This is a genomic window from Janthinobacterium sp. CG_23.3 (assembly GCF_046115965.1).
Taxonomy (GTDB): Bacteria; Pseudomonadota; Gammaproteobacteria; order Burkholderiales; family Burkholderiaceae_D; genus Janthinobacterium.
On the sequence record NZ_JBJXIB010000030.1, the window covers coordinates 1 to 23,740 of the forward strand.

Below are 23,740 nucleotides of genomic sequence, written 5' to 3' on the forward strand. Positions count from 1 at the left end.
GAAGTCGATCCGCCGCTTGGCTGTATCGAGTTCGACTTTGGTCACCGACCACGGCGCTTGCAGGCCCAGCGCGCTTGTAAACAGGGCTTCAACGGGAATACTCATCAGGCGTTCTTCGTCTTCAAAATGGCAGTGCCCGCTATGGTACTAGATGTCAAGTTCCACACGAAACGGCATAGAGCCGAGTTCCGGACGCAACAATAGGTTCGCGTTTCGCCATTGCCGCTCATAGGAGGCGGGAGGCAGATTGCCCAGTACCGAGTTCAATTGCTTGCAATTGTAGAAGCCGACGAAGTAGTCCGTGACGTCGGCCTTGGCCTCGGCGTGGTTGGCGTATTGGCGCTACCAGACGCGTTCCATTTAAGATTCAAGAAAAACCGTTCGGCGACCGCGTTGTCCCAGCAATTGCCTTTCCGGCCCATGCGGCAAACAAAGCCGTGCTCGCTGAGTAGATCCTGGCACAGCTCGCTGGCGTACTGGCTACCACGGTCGGAATGGACGACCAGGCCTGGGCCCGGCTGCCGCTGCTGGATGCCCATATTCAAGGCGTGCAGACCAGTTCAGTTCGGCGGGCATGCTCGACGCCATGGACCAGCCACGACCTTGCGTGCGAACAGGTCGAGCACGATGGCCAGATACAGCCAGCCGGCGCCGGCATGGCCGCTGATGTTATTTTTTCTTCGTCGTCGCCTTCTGAGCTTCGGGCACGGTCGCATAGTCGGCAGGGTCGCCGGAATCGGTCGGCTTGGCCAGTACCGCCTCAATCTGCGGCGACATGGGAAGGCGCAGGTTGATACCCTTGGGTGGGATCGGCGACATGAACCACTTGTGGTACAGGCGCTGCATGTCCTCGCGCGACTTGTAGGCGCGCGTGAGAGCCTCGTCGACCGCCTTCTTGAAGGCCGGATCGTCTTTGCGCAGCATGATGCCGTAGGGTTCGACCGACAGCGCCTCGTTGCTGATCTCGTAGTCGCCGGGTTCCTTGGCGTTGGCGCGCTGGGACACCAGCAAGATGTCGTCGTTGGCCGCGGCCGCGGCGCGGCCGGTCTCCAGCATCAGGAACGTTTCCGGATGGTCTTTGCCGACCATGATGGTCATGCCCAGGTTGCGTTCCTTGTTGAGGATGGTCAGCTGCTTCAGGGTCGTGGTGCCGGCCGTGACCACCAGGGACTTGCCCTTCATGTCCGCCAGCGTCTTGATGTTGGAGGATTTCTTGACCATCAAGCGGCTGCTCACCACGTACATGGTGGGCGCGAACGCGACCTGCTGCTGGCGCTCGAGGTTGTTGGTGGTCGACCCGCATTCCAGATCGATGGTGCCGTTGGCCATCAGCGGGATGCGGTTGGCGGCGGTGACCGGGTTCATCATCACTTTCAGCTCCCCCAGGCCCAACTGCTTTTGCAGCGCCGTCACGACCTTCATGCACAGGTCTACCGAATAGCCCTGGTATTGCTGCTTATCGTCCAGGAAGGAAAACGGCACGGCGCCGTCGCGCACGCCCAGCGTGATGAGGCCGGTCTTCTTGATCTTGGCCAGCGTGCCGGTCAATTCCTGCGCCTGCGCGCCTGCGCCAAGGAACGCGGCGCCGAGCAGCACCGCCGTGAAGGTCGAAAATTTCATTTAATCTACTCCGATACAGTTAGGTAAACGTCGGCCGTCAGCTGACGGCGCCCGCAAGCGGTGGCAAGGTTGGCGCGGGCAGTGCCGCCAACACCCGCCCAAGCCAAGCACCAGCGGGCCGAGGAAACAGAAGGACAGGCCGGCCGCACAGAACCGGGGGCGAATACCCTTCCGGTTGTTTTAGAGTATGGCAGTCAGGCCTGAGTAAAAAAAACGATATTAATTTGTGTTTTACATCAAAAAAATTGATGCAATACTAGCGGTGTGTGGGGTGTGGCCCGTCGGCACAACCCCACCGCCGCAACGCCGCGGCTCTCCTTGCCCAACGTATGGCTAGCCACTCCAAGGTCTCAATGAACGTCCCGGGCTCCGCTCAGGTGCGCATAGTAGATCTTGCTGACGATGACCCACGTGCCGTCGACCTTCAGCAAATTTAAGAAATCGGTGTAGCGATTGCCCGCCATATTGTCGCTGTCGACGCGCGCGCTCGCCGCATTGCCCGCGATGTCGATACGGGCAATGGCCGCACGCGCGCCGGGATACGGCGGCAAGGCGTCGACGGCGTCGTAGAGCTCCTGGACCTCCGGTCCAAACACTTCCTGGCCGTTCTGTCCGAAGATCGTCGCCTGCGGGTGAAACGCCGGCTTCACCAGCACACTGCCGGCCATCGCGTTGCCTTCAATGTAGTGGCGCAACACCGCGACGATGGCGCCGTGCTCCTCGACATAGCGTGCTTCGCTCATTGCATGATTCCTGATGGGCGTGGTTGTTGACACACTATGTTCTCCTTTTCCCAGCGGGCGATCACCAAGGGCGCCACGGCATTGCCCAGCACATTGAGCGTCGTCGTCCCGCTATCGATAATCCTGAAGATTCCGGCAATCAACGCCACGCCGTCCAGGGGTAGCCCGGCCGATGCCAGGGTGGCGGAAAGAATGATGATGGCGAAGCCGGGAACACCGGCGGCGCCCTTGGATGTCAGCACCATGGTGATCACCAGCAGCGCCTGCTGCGTCGCGCTCAGGTCGATGCCATACAATTGCGCGATGAAGATGGTCGCCACGCCCAAGAAGATCGCGGCGCCGTCCAGATTGAAGGCGTAGCCGACGGGGACAACAAAACTGACGATACGGCGCGGCACGCCATAGCTCTCCAGCTTGGCCATCAGTTGCGGCATGACCGCCGCCGACGCCGCGCTGGAAAACGCGAGGAGCAGTTCGTGCCTGAAATAGCGGATCAGCTTAAACAAATTTTCATCGATTAGATAGCAGATGCCGCCTAGCACGACCACGGCAAAGATGATGAGCGCCAAGTAGACCACGCCGATCAACTTCAACAACGGCAGCAGCGAGGCGAATCCGAAGGCGCAGACGGTGGCGCCTATCATGCCAAAGACGCCGACCGGCGCGTAGGCCATGACGATGCCCACCACCTTGAACATCGCATCCAGCACGCCCTGCAGTACCGCCACCACCGGCGCGCTCCTTTCCCTCGGCAGGGAGTTCAGCGACAGCCCGAACAGCACGGCAAAAAACAGTATGGAAAGCAGCTTTCCCTCCGACAGCGCCACGAAGATGTTCTCCGGGACAATGTTCTGCAGGATGACCAGCGCCCCCTTGGTCGGCTCCATCTTCAGCGCCGACCCGCCATGCGCCATCCCCGAGATGTCGGTGCCGACCCCGGGCTTGAACACATTCGCCAGCAGCAGGCCGACGACGATCGCCAGGCTGCTGATGACGAAGAAATAACCCAGGGATTTCGCCCCCATGCGGCCAAATGACTTGTTGTCGCCGCCGGCGATCCCCAACACCATGCAGCACAGGACCATGGGCACCACAACCATCTTCATCATCCTGATGAAGATGTCGCCCAGCGGCTTCAATATTTCCGCGCTCACCCATGCTTGGTGCAGCGGGTGCGTGTTGAAATGCCATCCGACCAGGATGCCGAGCACCAGCCCGATGACAATTTGATTAACCAAAGAAATCCGTTTCATGCCTGTCCCCCGTATTATTTTGTAGTGGAGTGGCACGGGCCGCAGCCCGCGCCGCGCGCGTCACTTCGCGAAGAGCTGGCCGATGTCCTGGAAGGCCTTGAACTCGAGGGCGTTGCCACAGGGATCGAACAGGAACATGGTGGCCTGCTCGCCTACCTGGCCCTTGAAGCGGACGTAGGGTTCGATCACGAACTTGGTGCCGAACGATTTCAGGCGCTCGGCCAGCGCTTCCCACTGGCCCCAGTCCATCACGACGCCGAAGTGGGGCGCCGGTACATCATGTCCATCCACCGGGTTGGAATGCGCCTGTTCCTGCGAAGCCGTTTTGGGGTGCTCGTGTATCACCAGTTGATGGCCGTAGAAATTGAAGTCCACCCATTGGGCGCTGGAGCGCCCCTCCTCCAGCCCTAAGACTTCGCCGTAAAAGCGGCGTGCGGCTGGCAGGTCGTACACTGGAATGGCCAGGTGGAAAGGCGAAAGTTTCATGAGGAATCTCCTGTTTGACGGTTGTGATGGTTGTACGGCGGCGACATCCGAAGATGTCCACACCCTGACGCAGGCATTGTAAAATGCCGAAAACCAAAAGAAAATCAATATATATTTTTGAAAAACACAAACAGGAATGATGAATGATACGCGAGCTGAAAACACTGGTCGCCGTCGCGCGGGAGGGCACTTTCGCCGCAGCCGGCGACAAGATCGGTTTGACACAGGCGGCCGTGAGCGCCCAGATGCAGCGCCTGCAGGCCGAACTCGGCTTCCCCCTGTTCGACCGCGCGGGGCGCTCGGCGCGCCTCAACAAGATGGGCCACCAGATCCTGGAACAAACGCAGGTATTGTTACTGCTCTACGACAACCTTGGGTCCGCGACGGCCGGCGTGCCCGCCAGCGTGGTGAACATCGGCGCCATCGCCTCGGTGCAGCGCTCCGTGCTGCCGGACGCGCTGGCCGCGCTGCACCGGCAATGTCCGGGCTGCAGGACGCGCGTCCTGCCGGGCTTGTCGATGGAGTTGCTCGACATGGTCGATGCGGGGGAGATCGACATGGCGGCCATCATCCGTCCCCCCTTCTCGCTGCAAAGCGACCTGCTCTGGACCACGCTGGCGCGCGAGCCGTTCCGGCTGATCGTCCCGCGCGATACGCCGGGCGACGACTGGGTCGAGTTGCTGTCGCAACAGCCGTTCGTGCGCTACGACCGCGCTTCGTTCGGCGGGCGCCAGGTTGACCGCTTCCTGCGGAAAATGCATCTCCCGCTGCGGGAAATATGCGAAGTCGACGAACTGGACGCCATCGTCAAGCTGGTGGCCAACCGCGTGGGCGTGGCATTGGTACCGCAAACGGCGGCGCAGCGGCGCTGGCCGGCTGCGGTACGCGCAATCGATCTGGGGCAACACACTTTTCATCGGGACATCGGGCTGGTGCACCGGTCGCTGGCCAGCCTGAGCGGCCCCGCGCACATGCTGCTGCAACTGATCGCAGGCCAAGTCCAGGGACTCCAGCCGGCGCGGTAACGCAGCGAGCTGGCGTGATGTACGTGCTACACGGACCCGGCATTGCCGATACACTCGGCCTCCCCGCACGGCGTCCACGAGAACCAGCGCCAGAAGCTGGCGGCCCCTCTGCTGACGACCTTCTTCCGCTCGACCGCGGCGATCCCCATCGGGGAGGCCGCACCCGGAGCGCTCGGATCGAGCAGCGCAGGTCGCTCAAAGCATCCGCATCCCAGCAAGCCATTCCAATACGCAAAAGCCCTCACCAATGGCAAGGGCTTTTGCGGTTTTTCAGCAGTCTGAACCCTCTGAAAACAGGGCTTCGATATTCGTGCTCGCACATTCAGAAACAGCTCGGGTTCATGCTTACGCCAAGCCAGCAACGACATTTTGCACCTGGACATGCAGCATGGGAAGGTCCGCCTGGATGGTCTTCCAGACGATTTCGTAATTGACATTGAAGTAGCCATGGGCCACCGCATTGCGGATCTGACAAGCGAATGCCAGCGGCAATTCCGGATGCTTCGCGGCGAACTCCGGATAGTGTTTTTGGACGTTATTGCTGGCTTCGCCAAGTATCTCGAGGTTGCGGATTACGGCATCCTGCACCAGCTCGTTTTGCAAAAAAACGACTTCATCCAATTCCTGGGTGTAACGACCGGTCCGCTCCATCGCCTGCAGCATATGCGCCAGTTAATCAGCCAAGCGCCGCTGGTCCTTGCTCATACCGCGATGACTTCAGCCAACACGGCTGCTCGGAATTTTTCCGGCAACGCCTTCGGGCTCAGGACGTCGACCGGCACGCCTAACAGTTGCAGGAGCTCGTGAAGGACCCGTTGCCGGGGTCATCACGCACCGCTGCTATGCGTTCAACAAGCTATGCTGCAGCGCAAGGACGCTTGGCCAAAGACTCACCGCCCTTGCCGCAAAAGCCCGCCATTTACGCTCGATCAGGCAGCCGATACATTCATCGGCCAGCAACGACTCATCCGATTTCACATCTGAGGGGATAACGTTCCTTCAGGAAAGTTATTCCCACTCGATGGTCGCGGGTGGCTTGCCGGAAATATCGTAGACCACGCGGTTGATGCCGCGCACTTCATTGATGATGCGGTTCGACACTTTGCCCAGCAGCGAGTGCGGCAGGTGCGCCCAGTGCGCCGTCATGAAGTCCTGCGTCTGCACCGCGCGCAGCGCCACCACGTACTCGTAGGTGCGGCCGTCGCCCATGACGCCGACCGACTTCACCGGCAGGAACACGGCGAAGGCCTGGCTGGTGCCGTCGTACCAGTTCCGCGGCGCCTGCTCAGGGTCGAGGCCCTCGCCGCCGACGAATTCAAACGGCGCGTTGCGCAGCTCTTCGATGAAGATCGCGTCGGCGCGGCGCAGCAGGTCGGCGAAGTCCTTCTTCACCTCGCCGAGGATACGCACGCCCAGGCCAGGACCAGGGAACGGATGGCGGTAAACCATCTCGTGCGGCAGCCCGAGCGCGACGCCCAGCTTGCGCACTTCGTCCTTGAACAGTTCACGTAGCGGTTCGAGCAACTTCAGGTTCAAGGTCTCCGGCAAACCGCCGACGTTGTGGTGGCTCTTAATGGTCTGGCCCTTCTTGCCCTTGCCGGCGCTTTCGATGACGTCGGGGTAGATGGTGCCCTGCGCCAGCCATTTGGCGTTGGAGAGCTTGCCCGCTTCGACCTGGAACACTTCGACGAATTCGCGGCCGATGATTTTGCGCTTCGCTTCCGGGTCGACGACGCCGGCCAGGTGGCCCATGAATTGCTCTTCGGCGTCGACGCGGATGACTTTGACGCCGAGGTTCTTGGCGAACATGTCCATCACCATCTTGCCCTCGTCCAGGCGCAGCAGGCCGTGGTCGACGAAGACGCAGGTCAACTGGTCGCCGATGGCGCGGTGGATCAGCGCGGCGGCAACCGACGAGTCGACGCCGCCGGACAGGCCGAGGATGACGTCGTCGGTGCCGACCTGGGCGCGGATCTTCTCGACCGCCTCGGTGATATAGTCAGGCATGTTCCAGTCGGATTTGCAGCCGCAGATTTCATGCACGAAACGGCCCAGGATGGCCTTGCCCTGCATCGTGTGCGTCACTTCCGGGTGGAATTGCACGGCGTAGAAGCGGCGCTCCTCGTCGGCCATGGCGGCGATCGCGCAACTGGCCGAGTTGCCCATCAGCTTGAAGCCGGGCGGCATCTCGAGCACCTTGTCGCCGTGGCTCATCCACACCTTCAGCATGCCGTGGCCTTCGTCGGTGACGAAGTCGGCGATGCCGTCGAGCAGCTTAGTGTGGCTGCGGGCGCGCACTTCGGCGTAGCCGAATTCGCGCACCAGGCCGTTTTCAACCTTGCCGCCCAGTTGCGCGGCCATCGTCTGCATGCCGTAGCAGATGCCCAGCACCGGCACGCCCAATTCGAACACGGCCTGCGGCGCGCGCGGCGCGTCGCCTTCCAGCACTGAGCTGTGGCTTCCCGACAGGATCACGCCGGCGGCGCCGTAGTTGCGCACGAACTCGTCGCTGACGTCGTGCGGGAACACTTCGGAGAACACGCCGGAATCGCGCACGCGGCGGGCGATCAACTGGGTGACTTGTGAGCCGAAATCGAGGATGAGGATTTTAGAATGCATGGAGTGGGCACTTTTCAATGAATACATCGGGGAGCAGGCGCTCTGCCCCGGTGGAAAACGGTGGCGCGCCCCGCCGGTGGCGGGACGGCTGCTGGCGCGACGTTGCCGCGCCAGCCCTTGCAACATCAGTCGCCGGAGCGGTAGTTCGGCGCTTCCTTGGTGATCTGCACGTCGTGCACATGCGACTCGCGCATGCCGGCCGACGTGATTTCCACGAATTCGGCTTTTTCGCGCAGTTCGTCGATGGTGGCGCAACCGCAGTAACCCATCGATTGGCGCACGCCGCCGACCAGTTGGTAGATGATCGCCAGCACGCTGCCCTTGTAGGCGACGCGCCCTTCGATACCTTCTGGCACGAACTTGTCGGCCTTCATGGTGGCGTCCTGGAAATAACGGTCGGCCGAGCCGTCCGTCATCGCACCCAGGCTGCCCATGCCGCGGTAGGACTTGAAGCTGCGGCCCTGGTACAGGATCACTTCGCCAGGCGCTTCTTCGGTGCCGGCGAACATGCTGCCCATCATCACGGTCGAGGCGCCGGCGGCCAGCGCCTTCGAGATGTCGCCCGAGAAGCGGATGCCGCCGTCGGCGATGCACGGCACGCCGGTGCCGGCCAACGCTTCGGCAACGTTGGAAATCGCGGTGATTTGCGGCACGCCGACGCCGGCGACGATACGGGTGGTGCAGATCGAGCCAGGGCCGATGCCGACCTTGACCGCGTCGGCGCCGTATTCGACCAGCGCCAGGGCGGCGGCGGCGGTGGCGATGTTGCCGCCGATGACGTCAACGTGGGGAAATTTGGTTTTGATCCAGCGCACCCGATCCAGGATGCCCTGCGAATGGCCGTGGGCGGTGTCGACCACCAGCACGTCGACGCCGGCGGCGACCAGCAGTTCGATGCGCTCCTCGTCCTTGGCGCTGACGCCGACGGCGGCGCCGACCAGCAGCTTGCCCAGCGAATCCTTGGAGGCGAACGGATGTTCGGTGGCTTTCTGAATGTCCTTGACGGTGATCAGGCCGCGCAGTTCAAACGCTTCGTTGACCACAAGCACGCGTTCGAGGCGGTGCTTGTTCATCAGGCGCTTGGCTTCGGCCAGGTCGGCGCCTTCGGTGACGAACACCAGTTTTTCGCGCGGGGTCATCTTGGCGCGCGCTTCGGCGTCCAGTTCCTGCTCAAAACGCAAATCGCGGTTGGTGATGATGCCGACTACTTCCTTGCCCTGCACCACGGGGAAACCGCTGATGCCGTATTGCTCCGTCAGCGCGATCACGTCGCGGATCTTCATTTCCGGCGGAATCGTGATAGGGTCGCGCAGCACGCCCGCTTCGAAACGTTTGACCCGCGCCACTTCGCGCGCCTGGTCTTTCGGATTCAGATTCTTGTGGATAATGCCGATACCGCCTTCTTGCGCCATGGCGATGGCCAGACGGGCTTCGGTCACGGTGTCCATCGCCGCCGACAGCAGCGGAATATTCAGCGAGATGTTGCGGGTCAGGCGAGTCTTGAGGGACGTATCGACAGGCAAAACGTTGGAGTAAGCGGGGACGAGCAGCACGTCATCGAATGTGAGTGCTTTTTGAAGTAGACGCATAGCATTTCCTATTGGCGCAAAAGTGAATTATACAGACAAAATCCCCTCTCGTCTTTGCATACGGGAAAGACATCGGCAAAATGGTCGACATGCGGTGCCGCGATTGACTTCCGTGTGGAAACATGGCGAAATCTGGGCACAAGGCCAACCGAAAGACGCACATGACGACGAAACAAGCAACACCCTGGCCACGCCTGCTATTCGGCGGCGCGCTGCTGGCCGCGGCGGCGCTGGCGCAGGCGCAATACGTATGGCTCGACGACAAGGGTCTGCGGCAGTATTCGGACCGCCCGCCGCCGCCGGCGGTGCCGGCCAAACGCATCCTGAAGGCGCCCGGCGCCGCGTTGCAGGAGGCGGCCGGCGGCGAGGCCGCGGCGGCCGCATCCATCCCTGCGGCCGGCGCGCAGGCGCCCAAGGCGGAGCCGACCACCGCCGAGCGCAACGCCGACTTTCGCAAGCGCAAAGCCGACGAGGCCGAGAAGGAGCAGAAGGCCGCCGAAGCGGCCAAGCGCCAGGCCGACATCGACAGCAATTGCGCCGGCCTGCGCCAGAGCAAGCAGACGCTGGAATCGGGCCGGCGCATCGGCACCACCGACAAGGCCGGCCAGCCCGGCTACATGGGTGACGAAGAGCGCGCGCAGCAAAGCAAAAAAGTGCAGCGCGCGCTGGCCGACTGCAAATAGCGCGGCGCTGTCACCAATTGCCACAACGCCGAAACCGCCTAAATCAGGTCTTGGCTGGCTTCACGCCGGCGCGGCGGCGCCGCGTTTCCTTCGGGTCCGCCAGCAGCGGGCGGTAGACTTCGACGCGGTCGTGCTCGCGCAAGACGGTGTCGAGCGTTTTTTTCTTGGCGTAGACGCCGACGGCCGCGCTGGCCAGGTTGATTTGCGGCACCTCCAGCAGCAGGCCGCTCAAGCGCACAGCCTGCTCCAGCGTCGTGCCGGCGGGCACCTGCAGATCGCGCAGGAATTCGTAGTCGGGCGTCGCGTAGCACACCTGCACCTTGATCTGCTGAGTCATCGCCTCACCCATACACCGTCTCGGCGCGCTTGCAGAAGGAGTCAACCATGCTGTTGGCGATCATGCCGAACACCGGCCCGATGATTTGCTCCAGCACGCGGCTGGAAAATTCGTAGTGCAAGTCGAGTTCGATCTTGCAGGCGTCGGCCCGCAGCGCCTTGAACGTCCAGACGCCGTCCAGGGACTTGAAAGGCCCGTCCACCAGCTTCATCTTGATGCTGGTGGACGGCGCGTTCTCGTTCGATGTCGTGAAGCTTTGCCGCACTCCGTGGTAATGTATCGCCAGGCTTGCCACAACGGTGTGCTCGCCGCGCTCGCGCACCTCGACACCGCCGCACCAGGGCAAAAATTTGGGATAGTCCTCGACTGCCGCCACCAGCGCGAACATCTGTTCCGCGCTGTATCCCAGGAAAACTGATTTATGTACTACTGCCATTGAAGAACCGTTTGCTATGATGTTGAATATCTCAATCGTTTTGATCGCGCTTGCGCGAGACAGTAGTTTAACCGACCCGCGCACATTTACCATCTCATGACCATAGCTGACAATAAAAAAGCCTTTCACGACTACTTCATCGAGGATCGCTACGAAGCGGGCCTCGTGCTCGAAGGCTGGGAAGTCAAGGCGATCCGCGACGCCCGCGTGCAGATCAAGGAGGCCTACGTCGTCGTCCGGGGCGACGAACTATTCCTGTTCGGCGCCCACATCAGCGCGCTGCCGACCGCGTCCACCCACATCCATCCGGAGGCGGTGCGCACGCGCAAGCTGCTGCTGCACAAAGCCGAGATGAGCAAATTGATCGGCAAAGTCGTCCGTTCCGGCTTTACCCTGGTGCCACTCAACCTGCATTACAAGGGCGGCCGCATCAAATGCGAAATCGGCCTGGCCAAGGGCAAGAAGCAGCACGATAAACGCGCTGCGGAAAAAGACCGCGATGGCAGCCGCGAAGTCCAGGCGGCAATGAAGACGCACCGCCGCTAATAAGCCGCCTCCTCGTCCGCCCCGCCCCAAGCCCGGTCGCGCACCGGGCTTTTTCATGTCCGGGCAATGGAACAAGGCCGCGCCGCGCGGAACATCGCAAGGCCGGGGATAGACGATTATTTGATTGGGGTGATTCACAGCCGGCCACCATCTTGTACTGGCGGTGCGCAAGGGCCGGAGGAGCCATCGCAGACTCGACGCCGCGGGGTGGCCGCGTGCATATACAGACCGGATCAGGCGCGTCGGCGGTTTGTTTCCGCTGGCGCCGGCCGGGTCCGGATGCTTGCGGCAGATAAACTGGCAAGCATCCGAATGAACGGTTCTTAAACCTTCAGCAAATCGCGCGATTTGCCGGAATCAGTCCATTCTTTTACCCATTTCGGTTGACGACCGCGACCCGTCCATTGCTGCGACGTGTCGTTAGGATTGCGGTAACGTACCGCTACGGTGCCGGTCTTAGCGCGGATACCGGTGCCAACCAAGTCTTTGACCGAAACGCCAACGCTCTGCGCGATTGCCAGGATTTGTTCCCGGGCTTTGCTCAGATCGTCTTGTTCGCGCTTCTTCATTTGTTTCTTGATGTCGTCTTGCAGTTTACGCAAATCGGCGAGGGATAAAGTGGATAGATCCATGATGTCTCCTGTGGGTGTATGAACGATGAAGGTTAAGAAAAAAGATTCTATCCAATTGTAACGCGCTTTGCGCGTTTTTTGATATTTTTTACATCTAATTCGACTCGCGGCCTTCGCTATCCCGAAATTATAGCGCCGCCCGGCGCCCACGCGCCATTCAAGCCCATCCAATTTCCACACGCCGCCGCCAATGTCGAACCGGTTCAACCAGCGCTAACATAGATAATGCCGGTACCGGATTGCAATATAGCTTCAATTATCTTGCAATTTTTAATAACAGTAAATAGCAATTCCCCTCTGGAGCGCCCCTGATCCACTGCGCTTTGTTTAAATCGGCACCGGCCGGGCGCCGCCGCATTGTTTTCGACCGCGCCCGCCCTTATCCGGCTTATTCCACAGCATTCCCCGACGTCTATGCATGCCTAGACAACTGTTGTTTTAATGCCATAAGCCGTATCTTTTCAGGCCTGCACACCCTCGCCCGGCAGTTTTTTCTGGGTCTTTACGACTTGCATTGCGGTAGCGATCAAGCCGCTGATATCGCCCATATTGGCGGGAACGATAATCGAGTTATTCGTCTTGGCCAATTGCGCGAAGGCCCCGACATATTGCTCGGCCACTTTCAAATTCACCGCGTCGGCGCCGCCCGGCTCGCGAATCGCCGCCGCCACTTGGCGCAGCGCCTCGGCGTTCGCCTCGGCCAGCGCGACAATCGCCGTGGCCTGCCCCTGCGCCCGGTTAATCGACGCCTGCTTTTCGCCTTCGGAGCGGGCAATCGACGCTTCCCGTTCGCCGCTGGCGATATTGATCTGCTCCTGGCGCCGCCCCTCGGAGGCGGCGATCAGCGCGCGCTTTTCGCGCTCGGCGGTAATTTGCGCCTGCATTGCATGCAGGATTTCCTTTGGCGGCGTCAGATCCTTGATTTCATAGCGCAGCACCTTGACGCCCCAGTTCGCCGCCGATTCATCGATGGCGTTGACGATGGTCGTGTTGATATGGTCGCGTTCTTCAAACGTCTTATCCAGTTCCATTTTGCCGATCACCGAGCGCAGCGTGGTTTGCGCCAATTGCGTAATCGCCGCGATGTAATTCGACGAGCCGTAGGACGCGCGCATCGCGTCGGTGATCTGGAAGTACAAAATGCCGTCCACTTGCAGTTGCGTGTTGTCGCGCGTGATACAGACCTGCGGCGGCACGTCGAGCGGGATTTCCTTCAGCGAGTGTTTATAGGCGATGCGGTCGACAAACGGAATGACGATGTTCAAGCCCGGCCCCAGCGTGGCGTGGTATTTGCCAAGGCGTTCGACCACCCAGGCGTGCTGTTGCGGAACGACGTTGATGGTCTTGAATACAAAGACCAGCGCGAAAATGAAGAAAACGATGGTGACGCTACCGAAACTGATGTCCATATGCTGCTCTCCTGGTGTATTAAATGGTATCGCTGAATTCGATTGGCCGCGTGATATCGGCTTACGCTGGCGCTAAGCCGACCTACGGCCCCCTCTAGCATTGCCCTAGCCGACGATCAGGCGGCTGCCGCGCACTTCCTGAATAATGTAGTTGCCGGCCTCGGGATTGGCGCCGGGCGCCAGTTGCACATCCCATTGCGCGCCCCGGTACATCACCCGCGCTTCGCCGTCGACCCAATGCGCCACGTCAATGCGCTGGCCCACGTCCATATTCACGTTGGCGTCGCGCCCCGCCTCCGACGTCGCCGGCTTGCCGTATTTGCTGCGCCGTAGCAGCAGCGTGGCCAGCACGCCGACCGCCGCCGCCACCAGGGTCTGCACCGGCATCCCCGGCCCGGCCAGCGCCACCAGAGCGCCGGCGGCGATACCGATGGCGATCATCAACAGATAAAAGGTTCCGGTAAATAGCTCCAGAATCACCACCACGCCGGCCACCAGGAACCAGCTCATCCAATCCGACATCACGCCTCCCGTTCAAGTAAAACGACTAAAAAAAACCCCTGCAGCCCGATAAGGGCGGCGAGGGTTTTGTCTTGCGAATGGGTATGTATTAATAGTTTTTGCCAGACTCTTATATGCAGCCAGTCTAACGCACATTACCTTGCCGTCAAAACGACAATGTTCATTGTTTGCTATTTATATCCCATTCCGGCGCCATTATTTCTGCAGCGCCGCCAGTTTTTGCCAGGTGTCGATCACCGAGTCCGGGTTCAGCGACATCGATTCAATGCCCTGCTCCATCAGCCAGACCGCGAAGTCCGGATGGTCGGACGGCCCCTGGCCGCAAATGCCGATGTATTTGCCCTGCGCGCGGCAAGCCTTGATGGCCATCGCCAGCAACGCTTTCACGGCCGGGTCGCGCTCGTCGAAGTCGGCGGCCAGCAAGGCCATGCCGGAATCGCGGTCCAGGCCCAGCGTCAGCTGGGTCAGATCGTTCGAACCGATCGAGAAACCGTCGAAATACTCGAGGAACTGGTCGGCCAGGATGGCGTTCGACGGCACTTCGCACATCATGATCAGGCGCAGGCCGTTTTCGCCGCGCTTCAGGCCGTTTTTACCCAGCAGGTCGACGACTTTCGCGGCTTGGCCCAGGGTACGCACGAACGGCACCATGATCTCGACGTTGGTCAGGCCCATGTCGTTGCGCACGCGCTTCATGGCCAGGCATTCCATCTCGAACGACTCGGCGAAGTCCGGCGACAGGTAGCGCGCGGCGCCGCGGAAGCCCAACATCGGGTTTTCCTCGTCCGGCTCGTAGCGCGAACCGCCGATCAGCTTCTTGTACTCGTTCGACTTGAAGTCGGACAGGCGCACGATGACCGGTTTTGGCCAGAACGCGGCGGCGATGGTGGCGATACCCTCGGCCAGCTTGTCGATGTAGAACGCTTTCGGCGAGGCGTGGCCGCGGGCGACCGATTCCACGGCTTTCTTCAGGTCGGCGTCGATGTTCGGATACTCGAGAATCGCCTTCGGATGCACGCCGATGTTGTTGTTGATGATGAATTCCAGACGCGCCAGGCCGACGCCGGCGTTCGGGATCGACTGGAAGTCGAACGCCATCTGCGGATTGCCGACGTTGAGCATGATCTTCGTCGGCAACGGTGGCAGTTCGCCGCGCGCCTCTTCCGACACTTCCGTTTCCAGCAGGCCGTCGTAGATGCGGCCCTCGTCGCCTTCGGCGCAGGACACGGTGACGAAGGTGCCGTCCTTCAGCAGCTCGGTGGCGTTGCCGCAACCGACCACGGCGGGGACACCCAGTTCACGGGCGATAATCGCCGCGTGGCAGGTGCGCCCGCCGCGGTTGGTGACGATCGCCGCGGCGCGCTTCATGACCGGCTCCCAGTTCGGGTCGGTCATGTCGGCCACCAGCACGTCGCCCGGTTGGACGCGTTCCATGTCGGCCGGATCGTGGATCACGCGGACCGGGCCGGCGCCGATTTTCTGGCCGATGGCGCGGCCCGAGGTCAGCACCGTGCCGCTGCTTTTGAGCTTGAAGCGCTGCTGCGCGTCGGTCGATTTCTGTTGCGATTTGACGGTTTCAGGACGCGCCTGCAGGATGTACAGCTTGCCGTCGCGGCCGTCCTTGCCCCACTCGATGTCCATTGGACGGCCGTAGTGGTTCTCGATGATGACGGCGTATTTCGCCAGCTCCACCACTTCGCTGTCGTTCAGCGAGTAGCGGTTGCGCATTTCAACGGGCACGTCGACGGTTTTCACGGAGCGGCCGGCCTTGGCTTCGTTGGTGAATTCCATTTTCAGCAGCTTGGAGCCGATGTTGCGGCGGATCACAGGCGATTTGCCCAGTTCCAGCATCGGCTTGTGGACGTAGAACTCGTCCGGATTGACCGCGCCCTGCACCACCGTCTCGCCCAGGCCGTAGCTGGAGGTGACGAAGACCACGTCCTTGAAGCCGGACTCGGTGTCGATGGTGAACATGACGCCGGCCGCGCCCAGGTCGGAGCGCACCATGCGTTGCACGCCGGCCGACAGCGCCACTTCGGCGTGGGTGAAGCCCTTGTGCACGCGGTAGGAGATGGCGCGGTCGTTGTACAACGAGGCGAACACTTCCTTCATGGCTTCAAGCACGTTGTCGATGCCGACCACGTTGAGGAAGGTTTCTTGCTGGCCGGCAAAGGAGGCGTCCGGCAAATCTTCGGCGGTGGCCGAGGAACGCACGGCAAACGACATCTCGGTGTCCGAATCGGCCACCAGTTTCTCGTAGAACGCGGCGATTTCGCTGGCCAGGCGCGGCTGGAACGGGGTTTCGACGATCCACTTGCGGATTTCGGCGCCGGCCAGGGCCAGCGAACGCACGTCGTCGATGTTCAAGCCTTCCAGGCGGTCGGCGATGCGCTGGGCCAGCGGGGCGCCGCCGTTGGCGCTGTACGACAGGAAGTCGCGGAACGCTTGCGCGGTGGTGGCGAAGCCGCCCGGCACGCGCACACCCGCGCCCGCCAGTTGGCTGATCATTTCGCCGAGCGAGGCGTTCTTGCCGCCGACGGATTCGACATCCGTCATGCGCAAATGGTCGAACGAAGCGACGTACACCGCCTCGTTGTTCTGCTCCTGCAATGCTGCGTTGGTCATAATGACACCTTTACTGATGATAGAAATCGTCGCGAGGCGCACTGACATGTGTTCTTGTTATTCTGGGCGTCGTGCAGCACAATCATACCGTTGCCCCATTTTAACAGCCCGCGACGCAGTTTGACGACGATCAATATTGACCAGAAGACTTTATGACCCCAGATCCCCGCCCCGTTCTGCCCGCCGCCGCCCGCACCGTCTTCTTTGTTTCGGACGGCACCGGCATCACCGCCGAGACCTTCGGCCACGCCGTGCTGACCCAGTTCGAGCTGCGCTTCCGGCAAATCCGCCTGCCCTTCATCGACACGCTCGACAAGGCCTACGACGCGGCGCGCAAAATCAACGAAACCTTCACCACCGACGGCCAGCGCCCGATCGTCTTCTCGACGCTGGTCAAGGAAGACCTGTCGAACGTCATCCGCAAGTCCAGCGGCATGCACATGGACCTGATCCAGACCTTCGTGGCGCCGCTGGAGCACGAGCTGGGCGTGAAATCGACCCACACCATCGGCCGCTCGCACAACATCGTCGACAGCGAGGAATACAAGAACCGCATCGAGGCGATCAACTACTCGCTGGCCCACGACGACGGCCAGTCGCACAAGAACCTGGCCTCGGCCGACGTCATCCTGGTCGGCGTGTCGCGCTCGGGCAAGACCCCGACCAGCCTGTACCTGGCGATGCAGTACGGCATCAAGGCCGCCAACTACCCCTTGATCCCGGACGACTTCGAGCGCGACAAGCTGCCGTCGGCGCTGTACGAGTTCAAATCGAAAATTTTCGGCCTGAGCATCACGCCCGAGCGCTTGTCGGAAATACGCAACGAGCGGCGCGCCGGCAGCAAATACGCATCGATCGAAAACTGCCGCTACGAAGTCAACGAGGCGGAGAAAATGATGAAGCGCGAAGGCATACGCTGGCTCTCGTCGACCACCAAATCGATCGAGGAAATCTCCACCACGATCCTGCAGGAAATCAAGCCGAACCGGCGCGAATACTAGCGTTGGCGCGGGCCGCAACCGGGCATGGCGCCGCCGACATTGTCGGCTTACGCGCCGCGCGCTCAGCCGACCCGCGAAAAGCCCGCACGCGGCGCTAGCATTTCCACATCGAAATACTGTATATTCATCCAGTTACCCACACTCATTGCAGAGGCGCCCGCGCGGCGCCCGATTTTCCTATGGCGTCCAACAAAGCGCACCACGCAACCGGATGGGCCGCCGGCGTCATCGCCGCGGCGCTGGTGGCGCACGCCGGCGAGGGCGGGCCGTACCAGATCGTCAGCTTCCTGAGCTTCGTCGCGGGCGTGCTGGGCGGCACCGCGCCCGACTGGCTGGAGGTGGCCTGGTGGTCGCGCCAGCATCGGCTGTGGATCACGCACCGCACCTGGACGCACTGGGGCATTGCCTGGCTCGCCCTGCTGGGCTACTCCTACCTGGCGCTGGGACACGCGTTTTGGGCGCCGCTGCTGTTCGGTTTCGCCAGCGGCGGCGTGATGCACCTGCTGGCGGACTGGCCCAACCCGCTGGGCGTGCCGTGGATTATCGGGCGCCACTCGCTGAAGCTATGGAAAAGCGGGCGCTGCGACATCATCGTCGTGGCGGCGTCGTGGCTGGCGGCCGGCTTCATCGCCGACCACGTCTTCTTCGAGGACGTGCACGCGCACAAGGCGCTGGCCTTCGTGCGCTCGCTGCCGGCGTGTTCGTAGGCCTAAAGAAGCCGGCGACGCGCTGACGTTTACCGCGTCGGCAGCGGAATCCACTCCGTCTCGCCCGGCACCTGGCCCATGCGCTGCGCGCTCCAGTCCTCGCCGGCCCGGGCGATGCGCTGCTTGCTCGACGAGACGAAATTCCACGAGATGAAGCGGGGCCCGTCGAGCGGCTCGCCGCCGATGACGGCGAACCGCGCCGCGCCGCCGGCGCGCACCAGCGGCGCGCCGCCGGCGGCCAGCAGCACCATCGTGTGCAACGCCAGCGCGACGCCGTCTATCTCCAGTTCGCCGCTGATCGGGTAAATCGCCACCTCGGCCGGCAAGCCGGCCAGCTCGATCACCCGGCCCGCCTGCAAGGCGACGTCCAGGTACAGCGTCTGCATATAGGTCGCCACCGGCGAGGTGCGGCCGAAGGCGCTGCCGATCAGCACCTTGACGACGGCGCCGTCCAGTTCGACCACGGGAATGTCCGCCTGCGGCGTGTGCGAAAAGCTCGGTTCGTCCTCCTCGTGCCGCTGCGGCAGCGCGGCCCACAGCTGCAGGCCGTGGGTGCGGTGCGGCACCCCGGCCAAATCCTTCGGCGTGCGCTCGGAGTGGACGATGCCGCGCCCGGCCGTCATCCAGTTGATCGCGCCCGGCTCGATGCGCTGGAACGTGCCCAGGCTATCGCGGTGGTCCATGGCGCCCTCGAACAGATAGGTCACCGTGGCCAGGCCGATATGCGGGTGCGGCCGGACGTCGTGGTTGGCGTCCGGCGCCACGTCGACCGGGCCGAAATGGTCGAAGAAAATAAACGGCCCGACCGCCTGCTTCGCCGCCGCCGGCAGGTAACGGCGCACCAGCAGGCCGCCGCCCAGGTCCTTTTCGTGGCCCTTCAATACAGTGGAAATAGTCATCGCTCAAGCCAATACGTAGGTAGTTCGTTGGTCACGGCCGTCGTCCAATAGAGCCGGGAAAGCCTCAATTTACACGCTTTGCGCCATCCGCGCACGGCCCGCCGCACGCCCGGCGACCCACTCTTCGCGGACGCTTCGACTATAATGTACGACAGCGGCGCGGCCACTCTCGGCTGTGCGCCTAACCGCTCAATATGTGTCGTCGCCCGCATGTCCTTTGACTTAAAAAAATCGCTTCCGAAACCCGGCAACCGCTTCGCGCTGCCCGCCCTGTACGGCTCGTCGGACGCCTACGCGCTGGCGCTGGCCGCGCTGGAATTGTCGTCGCAGGGCCAGATGCTGGCCGTGGTCGTGGCCAACGCCAGCGACGGCCAGCGCCTGCTCGACGAGATCCCCTGGTTCGCCGGCAAGCTGCGCTGCCATCTGCTGCCGGACTGGGAAACCCTGCCCTACGACGCCTTTTCGCCGCACCAGGACCTGGTCTCAGAGCGCCTGGCCACGCTGTACGAGGTGCAGTCGCGCCAGTGCGACGTCTTGATCGTGCCGGCGACCACGGCGCTGGTGCGCCTGGCGCCGCCGTCCTTCCTGGCCGCCTACACCTTCTTCTTCAAAAAAGGCGAGACGCTCGACGAGGCGCGCCTGAAGTCGCAACTGACACTGGCCGGCTACACCCACGTCTCGCAGGTGATGTCGCCGGGCGAGTATTCGGTGCGCGGCGGCCTGCTCGACCTGTTCCCGATGGGTTCGGCCCTGCCCTACCGCCTCGACCTGTTCGGCGACACCATCGAGACCATCCGCACCTTCGACGCCGACACCCAGCGCTCGCTGTACCCGGTGCACGAGGTGCGCCTGCTGCCCGGGCGCGAATTTCCGATGGACGAGGCGGCCCGCACCACCTTCCGCAGCCGCTGGCGCGAGCAGTTCGAGGGCGACCCGTCGCGCTCGGTGGTCTACAAGGACATCAGCAGCGGCATCGCCTCGGCCGGTATCGAGTATTACCTGCCGCTGTTTTTCGAGCAAACCGCGACGCTGTTCGACTACCTGCCGGCGGACGCCTCGATGGCCCTGGTCGGCGATATCGACAGCGCCATCAAGCGCTTCTGGGTCGACACGCAGTCGCGCTACCGCTTCCTGAAGGCCGACCGCGAGCGCCCCATCCTGGCGCCCGAGGCGCTGTTCCTCAGCGACGAGAACTTCTTCACGCTGGCCAAGTCGCTGCCGCGCTGGGCCATCGCCAAAGACAACGACGCGCTGGCGTCGGAGTTGTCGGCGCCGGTGCCCAACATCGCCGTCAACCGCCGCGCCGACGACCCGCTGGCCAATCTGCGCAACTACCTGCTGCAACCGGGCCGGCGCGTGATGATCTGCGCCGAGTCGAACGGCCGCCGCGAAACGCTGCAGCAGTACTTCACCGAATACGGCCTGGCGCTGGCGCCGGTCGAGGGTTTCGAGGGCTTCCAGTACGCCGACGCCAAGCTGATGCTGGGGGTGGCGCCGCTGCACGCCGGCTTCGAGCTGTTTACCGCCGACGGCAACCTGGTCTTCGTCACCGAGACCGAGCTGTACGCCGGCTCCGGCCGGCGCGTCGGCAAGAAGAAGCAGGAGGGTGTGACCCAGGTCGAGTCGATGGTGCGCGACCTGTCGGAACTGAAAATCGGCGACCCGGTGGTGCACATCAACCACGGCATCGGCCGCTACATGGGCCTGATCAGCATGGACCTGGGCGAAGGCGAAACCGAGTTCCTGCACCTCGACTACGCCAAGGAGAGCAAACTCTACGTGCCGGTGTCGCAGTTGCACGTGATCTCGCGCTATTCCGGCGCCTCGCCGGAGGACGCGCCGCTGCACTCGCTCGGCTCGGGCCAGTGGGAAAAGGCCAAGAAGCGCGCCTTCGACCAGGTGCGCGACACCGCCGCCGAGCTGCTCAACCTGTACGCCCGGCGCGCGCTGCGCCAGGGCCACGCCTTCGAATATTCGGCGCACGACTACGAGCGCTTCGCCGACAGCTTCGGCTTCGACGAGACGCCCGACCAGCAGGAGGCGATCAACAACGTCATCAAGGACATGACGTCGGGCAAACCGATGGACCGCCTGGTGTGCGGCGACGTCGGCTTCGGCAAGACCGAGGTGGCGCTGCGCGCCGCCTTCATCGCCGTGATGGGCGGCAAGCAGGTGGCCATCCTGGCGCCGACCACGCTGCTGGCCGAGCAGCACGCGCAAACCTTCGCCGACCGCTTCGCCGACTGGCCGGTGCGCATCGCCGAGCTGTCGCGCTTCCGCAGCGGCAAGGAGATCACGCAAGCGTTCAAGGGCATGGCCGACGGCACCCTCGACATCGTCATCGGCACCCACAAGCTGCTCTCGGAGGACGTCAAGTTCACCCGCCTGGGCCTGGTCATCATCGACGAGGAGCATCGCTTCGGCGTGCGCCAGAAGGAGGCGCTGAAGGCGCTGCGCGCCGAGGTCGACGTGCTGACGCTGACGGCCACGCCGATCCCGCGCACGCTGGGCATGGCGCTGGAGGGCCTGCGCGACTTCTCGATCATCGCCACCGCGCCGCAAAAGCGCCTGGCGATCAAGACCTTCGTGCGCAGCGAGAGCGAGTCGATCATCCGCGAAGCCTGCCTGCGCGAATTGAAGCGCGGCGGCCAGATCTATTTCCTGCACAACGAGGTCGAGACCATCCAGAACCGCATGGCGGCGCTGACCGAGCTGCTGCCGGAGGCGCGCATCGCGGTGGCCCACGGCCAGATGCACGAGCGCGACCTGGAAAAGGTGATGCGCGATTTCGTCGCGCAGCGCTTCAACATCCTGCTGTGCACCACCATCATCGAGACCGGCATCGACGTGCCGACCGCCAACACCATCATCATGCACCGCGCCGACAAGTTCGGCCTGGCGCAGTTGCACCAGTTGCGCGGCCGGGTCGGGCGCTCGCACCACCAGGCCTACGCCTACCTGCTGGTGCACGACGTGCAGGGGCTGACCAAGCTGGCGCAGCGCCGCCTCGACGCGATCCAGCAGATGGAGGAGCTGGGCAGCGGCTTCTACCTGGCGATGCACGACCTGGAAATCCGCGGCGCCGGCGAGGTGCTCGGCGACAGCCAGTCCGGCGAGATGCACGAGATCGGCTTCCAGCTGTATTCCGACATGCTCAACGAAGCGGTGCGATCGCTCAAGAGCGGCAAGGAGCCGGACCTGGCCGCGCCGCTGTCCTCGACCACCGAGATCAACCTGCACGTGCCGGCGCTGCTGCCGGCCGACTTCTGCGGCGACGTCCACGAACGCCTGTCGATCTACAAGCGGCTGGCCAACTGCGCCGGCCAGGACAAGATCGACGACATCCAGGAAGAGCTGATCGACCGCTTCGGCAAACTGCCCGACGCCGTCAAGGCGCTGGTCGAGACGCACCGCCTGCGGGTGGCGGCGAAAAGCGTCGGCATCATCAAGATCGACGCCCACGGCGAGGCCGCCACGCTGCAGTTCATGGTCAAGCCGCCCATCGACGCGATGCGCATCATCGAGCTGATCCAAAAAAACCGCCACATCAAGCTGAACGGCCAGGACAAGCTGAAGATCACGGCGAACATGCCGGATCTGGCGGCCCGCGTGACGCAAATTAAAACCACCATCAAACAGCTGACAGCGTAATGAAGAACACCACAAACATCACCATGAACCTGACTTTGCAGGGCCTCGACGGCAGCGCCGCCGCGCTGGAGCGCATCGCCGCGCTGGCCGCGCCGGCGCGCACCACGGTGCTGGGCGCCAGCGCCGTGCGCTGCGAGGACATCAGCTACTCGTCCGGCCTGCGCCAGACCATCGAGGTGGCGGCCCAGGCCGCCCGCCTCGACGCCACCTACATGATGGGCGTGCGCCGGCTGAGCGAGTTCAAGCTGGTGGCGATGGACATGGATTCGACGCTGATCACCATCGAGTGCATCGACGAGATCGCCGACATGCAGGGCCTGAAACCGCAGGTGGCCGAGATTACCGAGGCGGCCATGCGCGGCGAACTGGAATTCTCCGAAAGCCTGATCCGCCGCGTCGCCTTGCTCGAAGGCCTGGACGCGACGGCGCTGGAACGCGTCTACGTCGAACGCCTGCGCCTGTCGATGGGTGCCCAGAAGATGCTGGCGGGGGTCAAGGCGGCCGGCCTGAAGACGCTGCTGGTGTCGGGCGGCTTCACCTTCTTCACCTCGCGCCTGAAAGAAACACTGGGCCTGGACTACACCCACGCCAACGAACTGGAAATCGTCGACGGCAAGCTGACCGGCCGGGTAGTCGGCGGCATCGTCGACGCCGAGGAGAAGAAGCGCACCGTCGAACGCGTCTGCGCCGAGATGGGCATTACGCCGGGCCAGGCCATCGTCATGGGCGACGGCGCCAACGACCTGCGCATGATGTCGATCGCCGGCTTGTCGGTGGCGTTCCGCGCCAAGCCGGTGGTGCGCGAGCAGGCCGACGTGGCGCTCAATTTCGTCGGACTCGACGGCGTACTGACCCTGTTCGAGGCCGACGACGGCCACCACCACACGCCGGTGCCGCTGGCGGCCATACCCTAAGGTATTTGGTAGATCGGGTTAGCCCATCAGGGCGTAAGCCGAC

At 62.8% G+C, this 23,740-nt stretch carries 21 protein-coding genes and 1 pseudogene; 7 read left to right on the plus strand and 15 right to left on the minus strand.

Going from position 1 to position 23,740, the window contains the following annotated elements; genetic code table 11:
- Window positions 1-147 precede the first annotated feature (147 nt).
- The 5 genes and pseudogenes from ACFDR9_RS09835 to ACFDR9_RS09855 all read right to left on the minus strand — a co-directional run.
- Window positions 148-650, minus strand: a pseudogene (locus ACFDR9_RS09835) (DDE-type integrase/transposase/recombinase); the annotation flags it as partial.
- Between the two features lie 19 nt (window positions 651-669).
- On the minus strand, window positions 670-1,620 hold the full coding sequence (locus ACFDR9_RS09840) for an amino acid ABC transporter substrate-binding protein (protein ID WP_409030871.1): 951 nt from the start codon (window positions 1,618-1,620) through the stop codon (window positions 670-672).
- Window positions 1,621-1,970: 350 nt separating this feature from the next.
- Entirely contained in the window at window positions 1,971-2,363 is a 393-nt protein-coding gene (locus ACFDR9_RS09845; protein ID WP_409030872.1) for a nuclear transport factor 2 family protein, read from the minus strand.
- Window positions 2,360-3,616: a cation:dicarboxylate symporter family transporter gene (locus tag ACFDR9_RS09850; protein ID WP_409030873.1), complete on the minus strand. Its 1,257-nt coding sequence runs from the start codon at window positions 3,614-3,616 to the stop codon at window positions 2,360-2,362. Before ACFDR9_RS09850 ends, ACFDR9_RS09845 begins: the two co-directional genes overlap by 4 nt.
- A gap of 60 nt (window positions 3,617-3,676) precedes the next feature.
- Window positions 3,677-4,102, minus strand: a complete 426-nt coding sequence (locus tag ACFDR9_RS09855; protein ID WP_409030874.1) for a VOC family protein — start codon at window positions 4,100-4,102, stop codon at window positions 3,677-3,679.
- Window positions 4,103-4,245: 143 nt separating this feature from the next.
- Here ACFDR9_RS09855 and ACFDR9_RS09860 point away from each other — a divergent pair, with 143 nt between their 5' ends.
- The gene (locus tag ACFDR9_RS09860; protein ID WP_409030875.1) at window positions 4,246-5,127 is read left to right on the plus strand and encodes a LysR family transcriptional regulator; all 882 of its coding nucleotides are present in this window, start codon (window positions 4,246-4,248) and stop codon (window positions 5,125-5,127) included.
- Window positions 5,128-5,472: 345 nt separating this feature from the next.
- Here ACFDR9_RS09860 and ACFDR9_RS09865 read toward each other — a convergent pair whose 3' ends face one another.
- From ACFDR9_RS09865 to guaB, 3 genes are all read right to left on the minus strand, one after another.
- Window positions 5,473-5,790: a DUF86 domain-containing protein gene (locus tag ACFDR9_RS09865; RefSeq protein WP_409030876.1), complete on the minus strand. Its 318-nt coding sequence runs from the start codon at window positions 5,788-5,790 to the stop codon at window positions 5,473-5,475.
- 345 nt (window positions 5,791-6,135) lie between these two features.
- Window positions 6,136-7,746, minus strand: coding sequence for a glutamine-hydrolyzing GMP synthase (gene guaA / locus ACFDR9_RS09870; RefSeq protein WP_409030877.1), 1,611 nt, complete (start codon window positions 7,744-7,746; stop codon window positions 6,136-6,138).
- 125 nt (window positions 7,747-7,871) lie between these two features.
- Window positions 7,872-9,335 carry an IMP dehydrogenase gene (gene guaB / locus ACFDR9_RS09875; RefSeq protein WP_026132707.1) on the minus strand — a complete coding sequence of 488 codons (1,464 nt, stop codon included), beginning with the start codon at window positions 9,333-9,335 and terminating at the stop codon, window positions 7,872-7,874.
- Between the two features lie 161 nt (window positions 9,336-9,496).
- Here guaB and ACFDR9_RS09880 point away from each other — a divergent pair, with 161 nt between their 5' ends.
- Window positions 9,497-10,018: a DUF4124 domain-containing protein gene (locus ACFDR9_RS09880; protein ID WP_409030878.1), complete on the plus strand. Its 522-nt coding sequence runs from the start codon at window positions 9,497-9,499 to the stop codon at window positions 10,016-10,018.
- A gap of 43 nt (window positions 10,019-10,061) precedes the next feature.
- Here ACFDR9_RS09880 and ACFDR9_RS09885 read toward each other — a convergent pair whose 3' ends face one another.
- Together ACFDR9_RS09885 and ACFDR9_RS09890 are read right to left on the minus strand one after the other, a co-directional pair.
- Window positions 10,062-10,355, minus strand: a complete 294-nt coding sequence (locus tag ACFDR9_RS09885) for an RnfH family protein (protein WP_409030879.1) — start codon at window positions 10,353-10,355, stop codon at window positions 10,062-10,064.
- A 4-nt stretch (window positions 10,356-10,359) separates the two neighbouring features.
- Window positions 10,360-10,791, minus strand: coding sequence for a type II toxin-antitoxin system RatA family toxin (locus ACFDR9_RS09890; protein ID WP_026132709.1), 432 nt, complete (start codon window positions 10,789-10,791; stop codon window positions 10,360-10,362).
- 96 nt (window positions 10,792-10,887) lie between these two features.
- On the opposite strand from ACFDR9_RS09890, the gene smpB reads away from it, so the two are divergent.
- Window positions 10,888-11,337 carry an SsrA-binding protein SmpB gene (smpB, locus tag ACFDR9_RS09895; RefSeq protein WP_017875984.1) on the plus strand — a complete coding sequence of 150 codons (450 nt, stop codon included), beginning with the start codon at window positions 10,888-10,890 and terminating at the stop codon, window positions 11,335-11,337.
- A 323-nt stretch (window positions 11,338-11,660) separates the two neighbouring features.
- Here smpB and ACFDR9_RS09900 read toward each other — a convergent pair whose 3' ends face one another.
- The 4 genes from ACFDR9_RS09900 to ppsA all read right to left on the minus strand — a co-directional run bounded on the left by ACFDR9_RS09900 (window position 11,661) and on the right by ppsA (window position 16,456).
- Window positions 11,661-11,969 carry an H-NS family nucleoid-associated regulatory protein gene (locus tag ACFDR9_RS09900; RefSeq protein WP_409030880.1) on the minus strand — a complete coding sequence of 103 codons (309 nt, stop codon included), beginning with the start codon at window positions 11,967-11,969 and terminating at the stop codon, window positions 11,661-11,663.
- 461 nt (window positions 11,970-12,430) lie between these two features.
- Window positions 12,431-13,378: an SPFH domain-containing protein gene (locus tag ACFDR9_RS09905; protein ID WP_017875986.1), complete on the minus strand. Its 948-nt coding sequence runs from the start codon at window positions 13,376-13,378 to the stop codon at window positions 12,431-12,433.
- A gap of 105 nt (window positions 13,379-13,483) precedes the next feature.
- Entirely contained in the window at window positions 13,484-13,900 is a 417-nt protein-coding gene (locus tag ACFDR9_RS09910) for an NfeD family protein (RefSeq protein WP_026132710.1), read from the minus strand.
- A gap of 195 nt (window positions 13,901-14,095) precedes the next feature.
- A complete protein-coding gene (gene ppsA, locus ACFDR9_RS09915) occupies window positions 14,096-16,456 on the minus strand; it encodes a phosphoenolpyruvate synthase (protein WP_035788434.1) in 2,361 nt (786 codons plus the stop codon).
- A 221-nt stretch (window positions 16,457-16,677) separates the two neighbouring features.
- Between ppsA and ACFDR9_RS09920 the strand changes: the two genes are divergently transcribed.
- Together ACFDR9_RS09920 and ACFDR9_RS09925 are read left to right on the plus strand one after the other, a co-directional pair.
- On the plus strand, window positions 16,678-17,526 hold the full coding sequence (locus ACFDR9_RS09920) for a pyruvate, water dikinase regulatory protein (RefSeq protein ID WP_409030881.1): 849 nt from the start codon (window positions 16,678-16,680) through the stop codon (window positions 17,524-17,526).
- Window positions 17,527-17,705: 179 nt separating this feature from the next.
- Entirely contained in the window at window positions 17,706-18,233 is a 528-nt protein-coding gene (locus ACFDR9_RS09925) for a metal-dependent hydrolase (protein ID WP_409030882.1), read from the plus strand.
- A gap of 29 nt (window positions 18,234-18,262) precedes the next feature.
- Here the strand turns inward: ACFDR9_RS09925 and ACFDR9_RS09930 are convergent, their stop codons facing one another.
- A complete protein-coding gene (locus ACFDR9_RS09930) occupies window positions 18,263-19,132 on the minus strand; it encodes a pirin family protein (RefSeq protein ID WP_409030883.1) in 870 nt (289 codons plus the stop codon).
- Between the two features lie 210 nt (window positions 19,133-19,342).
- Between ACFDR9_RS09930 and mfd the strand changes: the two genes are divergently transcribed.
- On the plus strand, window positions 19,343-22,783 hold the full coding sequence (mfd, locus tag ACFDR9_RS09935) for a transcription-repair coupling factor (protein WP_409030884.1): 3,441 nt from the start codon (window positions 19,343-19,345) through the stop codon (window positions 22,781-22,783).
- Window positions 22,783-23,697 carry a phosphoserine phosphatase SerB gene (gene serB / locus ACFDR9_RS09940; RefSeq protein ID WP_409030885.1) on the plus strand — a complete coding sequence of 305 codons (915 nt, stop codon included), beginning with the start codon at window positions 22,783-22,785 and terminating at the stop codon, window positions 23,695-23,697. Before mfd ends, serB begins: the two co-directional genes overlap by 1 nt.
- Window positions 23,698-23,740: the final 43 nt, after the last annotated feature.

Bases quoted from the DNA above. Each gene is read 5' to 3' on its own strand.
- ACFDR9_RS09855 (WP_409030874.1), bottom strand. From the start codon at position 4,102: ATGAAACTTTCGCCTTTCCACCTGGCCATTCCAGTGTACGACCTGCCA.
- ppsA (WP_035788434.1), bottom strand. From the start codon at position 16,456: ATGACGGATGTCGAATCCGTCGGCGGCAAGAACGCCTCGCTCGGCGAA.
- serB (WP_409030885.1), top strand. From the start codon at position 22,783: ATGAAGAACACCACAAACATCACCATGAACCTGACTTTGCAGGGCCTC.
- ACFDR9_RS09890 (WP_026132709.1), bottom strand. From the start codon at position 10,791: ATGGCAGTAGTACATAAATCAGTTTTCCTGGGATACAGCGCGGAACAG.
- guaA (WP_409030877.1), bottom strand. From the start codon at position 7,746: ATGCATTCTAAAATCCTCATCCTCGATTTCGGCTCACAAGTCACCCAG.
- ACFDR9_RS09905 (WP_017875986.1), bottom strand. From the start codon at position 13,378: ATGGACATCAGTTTCGGTAGCGTCACCATCGTTTTCTTCATTTTCGCG.
- ACFDR9_RS09920 (WP_409030881.1), top strand. From the start codon at position 16,678: ATGACCCCAGATCCCCGCCCCGTTCTGCCCGCCGCCGCCCGCACCGTC.
- ACFDR9_RS09845 (WP_409030872.1), bottom strand. From the start codon at position 2,363: ATGAGCGAAGCACGCTATGTCGAGGAGCACGGCGCCATCGTCGCGGTG.
- ACFDR9_RS09930 (WP_409030883.1), bottom strand. From the start codon at position 19,132: ATGACTATTTCCACTGTATTGAAGGGCCACGAAAAGGACCTGGGCGGC.
- ACFDR9_RS09860 (WP_409030875.1), top strand. From the start codon at position 4,246: ATGATACGCGAGCTGAAAACACTGGTCGCCGTCGCGCGGGAGGGCACT.
- ACFDR9_RS09880 (WP_409030878.1), top strand. From the start codon at position 9,497: ATGACGACGAAACAAGCAACACCCTGGCCACGCCTGCTATTCGGCGGC.
- guaB (WP_026132707.1), bottom strand. From the start codon at position 9,335: ATGCGTCTACTTCAAAAAGCACTCACATTCGATGACGTGCTGCTCGTC.
- ACFDR9_RS09850 (WP_409030873.1), bottom strand. From the start codon at position 3,616: ATGAAACGGATTTCTTTGGTTAATCAAATTGTCATCGGGCTGGTGCTC.
- ACFDR9_RS09885 (WP_409030879.1), bottom strand. From the start codon at position 10,355: ATGACTCAGCAGATCAAGGTGCAGGTGTGCTACGCGACGCCCGACTAC.
- ACFDR9_RS09900 (WP_409030880.1), bottom strand. From the start codon at position 11,969: ATGGATCTATCCACTTTATCCCTCGCCGATTTGCGTAAACTGCAAGAC.
- ACFDR9_RS09865 (WP_409030876.1), bottom strand. From the start codon at position 5,790: ATGCTGCAGGCGATGGAGCGGACCGGTCGTTACACCCAGGAATTGGAT.
- ACFDR9_RS09910 (WP_026132710.1), bottom strand. From the start codon at position 13,900: ATGTCGGATTGGATGAGCTGGTTCCTGGTGGCCGGCGTGGTGGTGATT.
- ACFDR9_RS09925 (WP_409030882.1), top strand. From the start codon at position 17,706: ATGGCGTCCAACAAAGCGCACCACGCAACCGGATGGGCCGCCGGCGTC.
- mfd (WP_409030884.1), top strand. From the start codon at position 19,343: ATGTCCTTTGACTTAAAAAAATCGCTTCCGAAACCCGGCAACCGCTTC.
- smpB (WP_017875984.1), top strand. From the start codon at position 10,888: ATGACCATAGCTGACAATAAAAAAGCCTTTCACGACTACTTCATCGAG.
- ACFDR9_RS09840 (WP_409030871.1), bottom strand. From the start codon at position 1,620: ATGAAATTTTCGACCTTCACGGCGGTGCTGCTCGGCGCCGCGTTCCTT.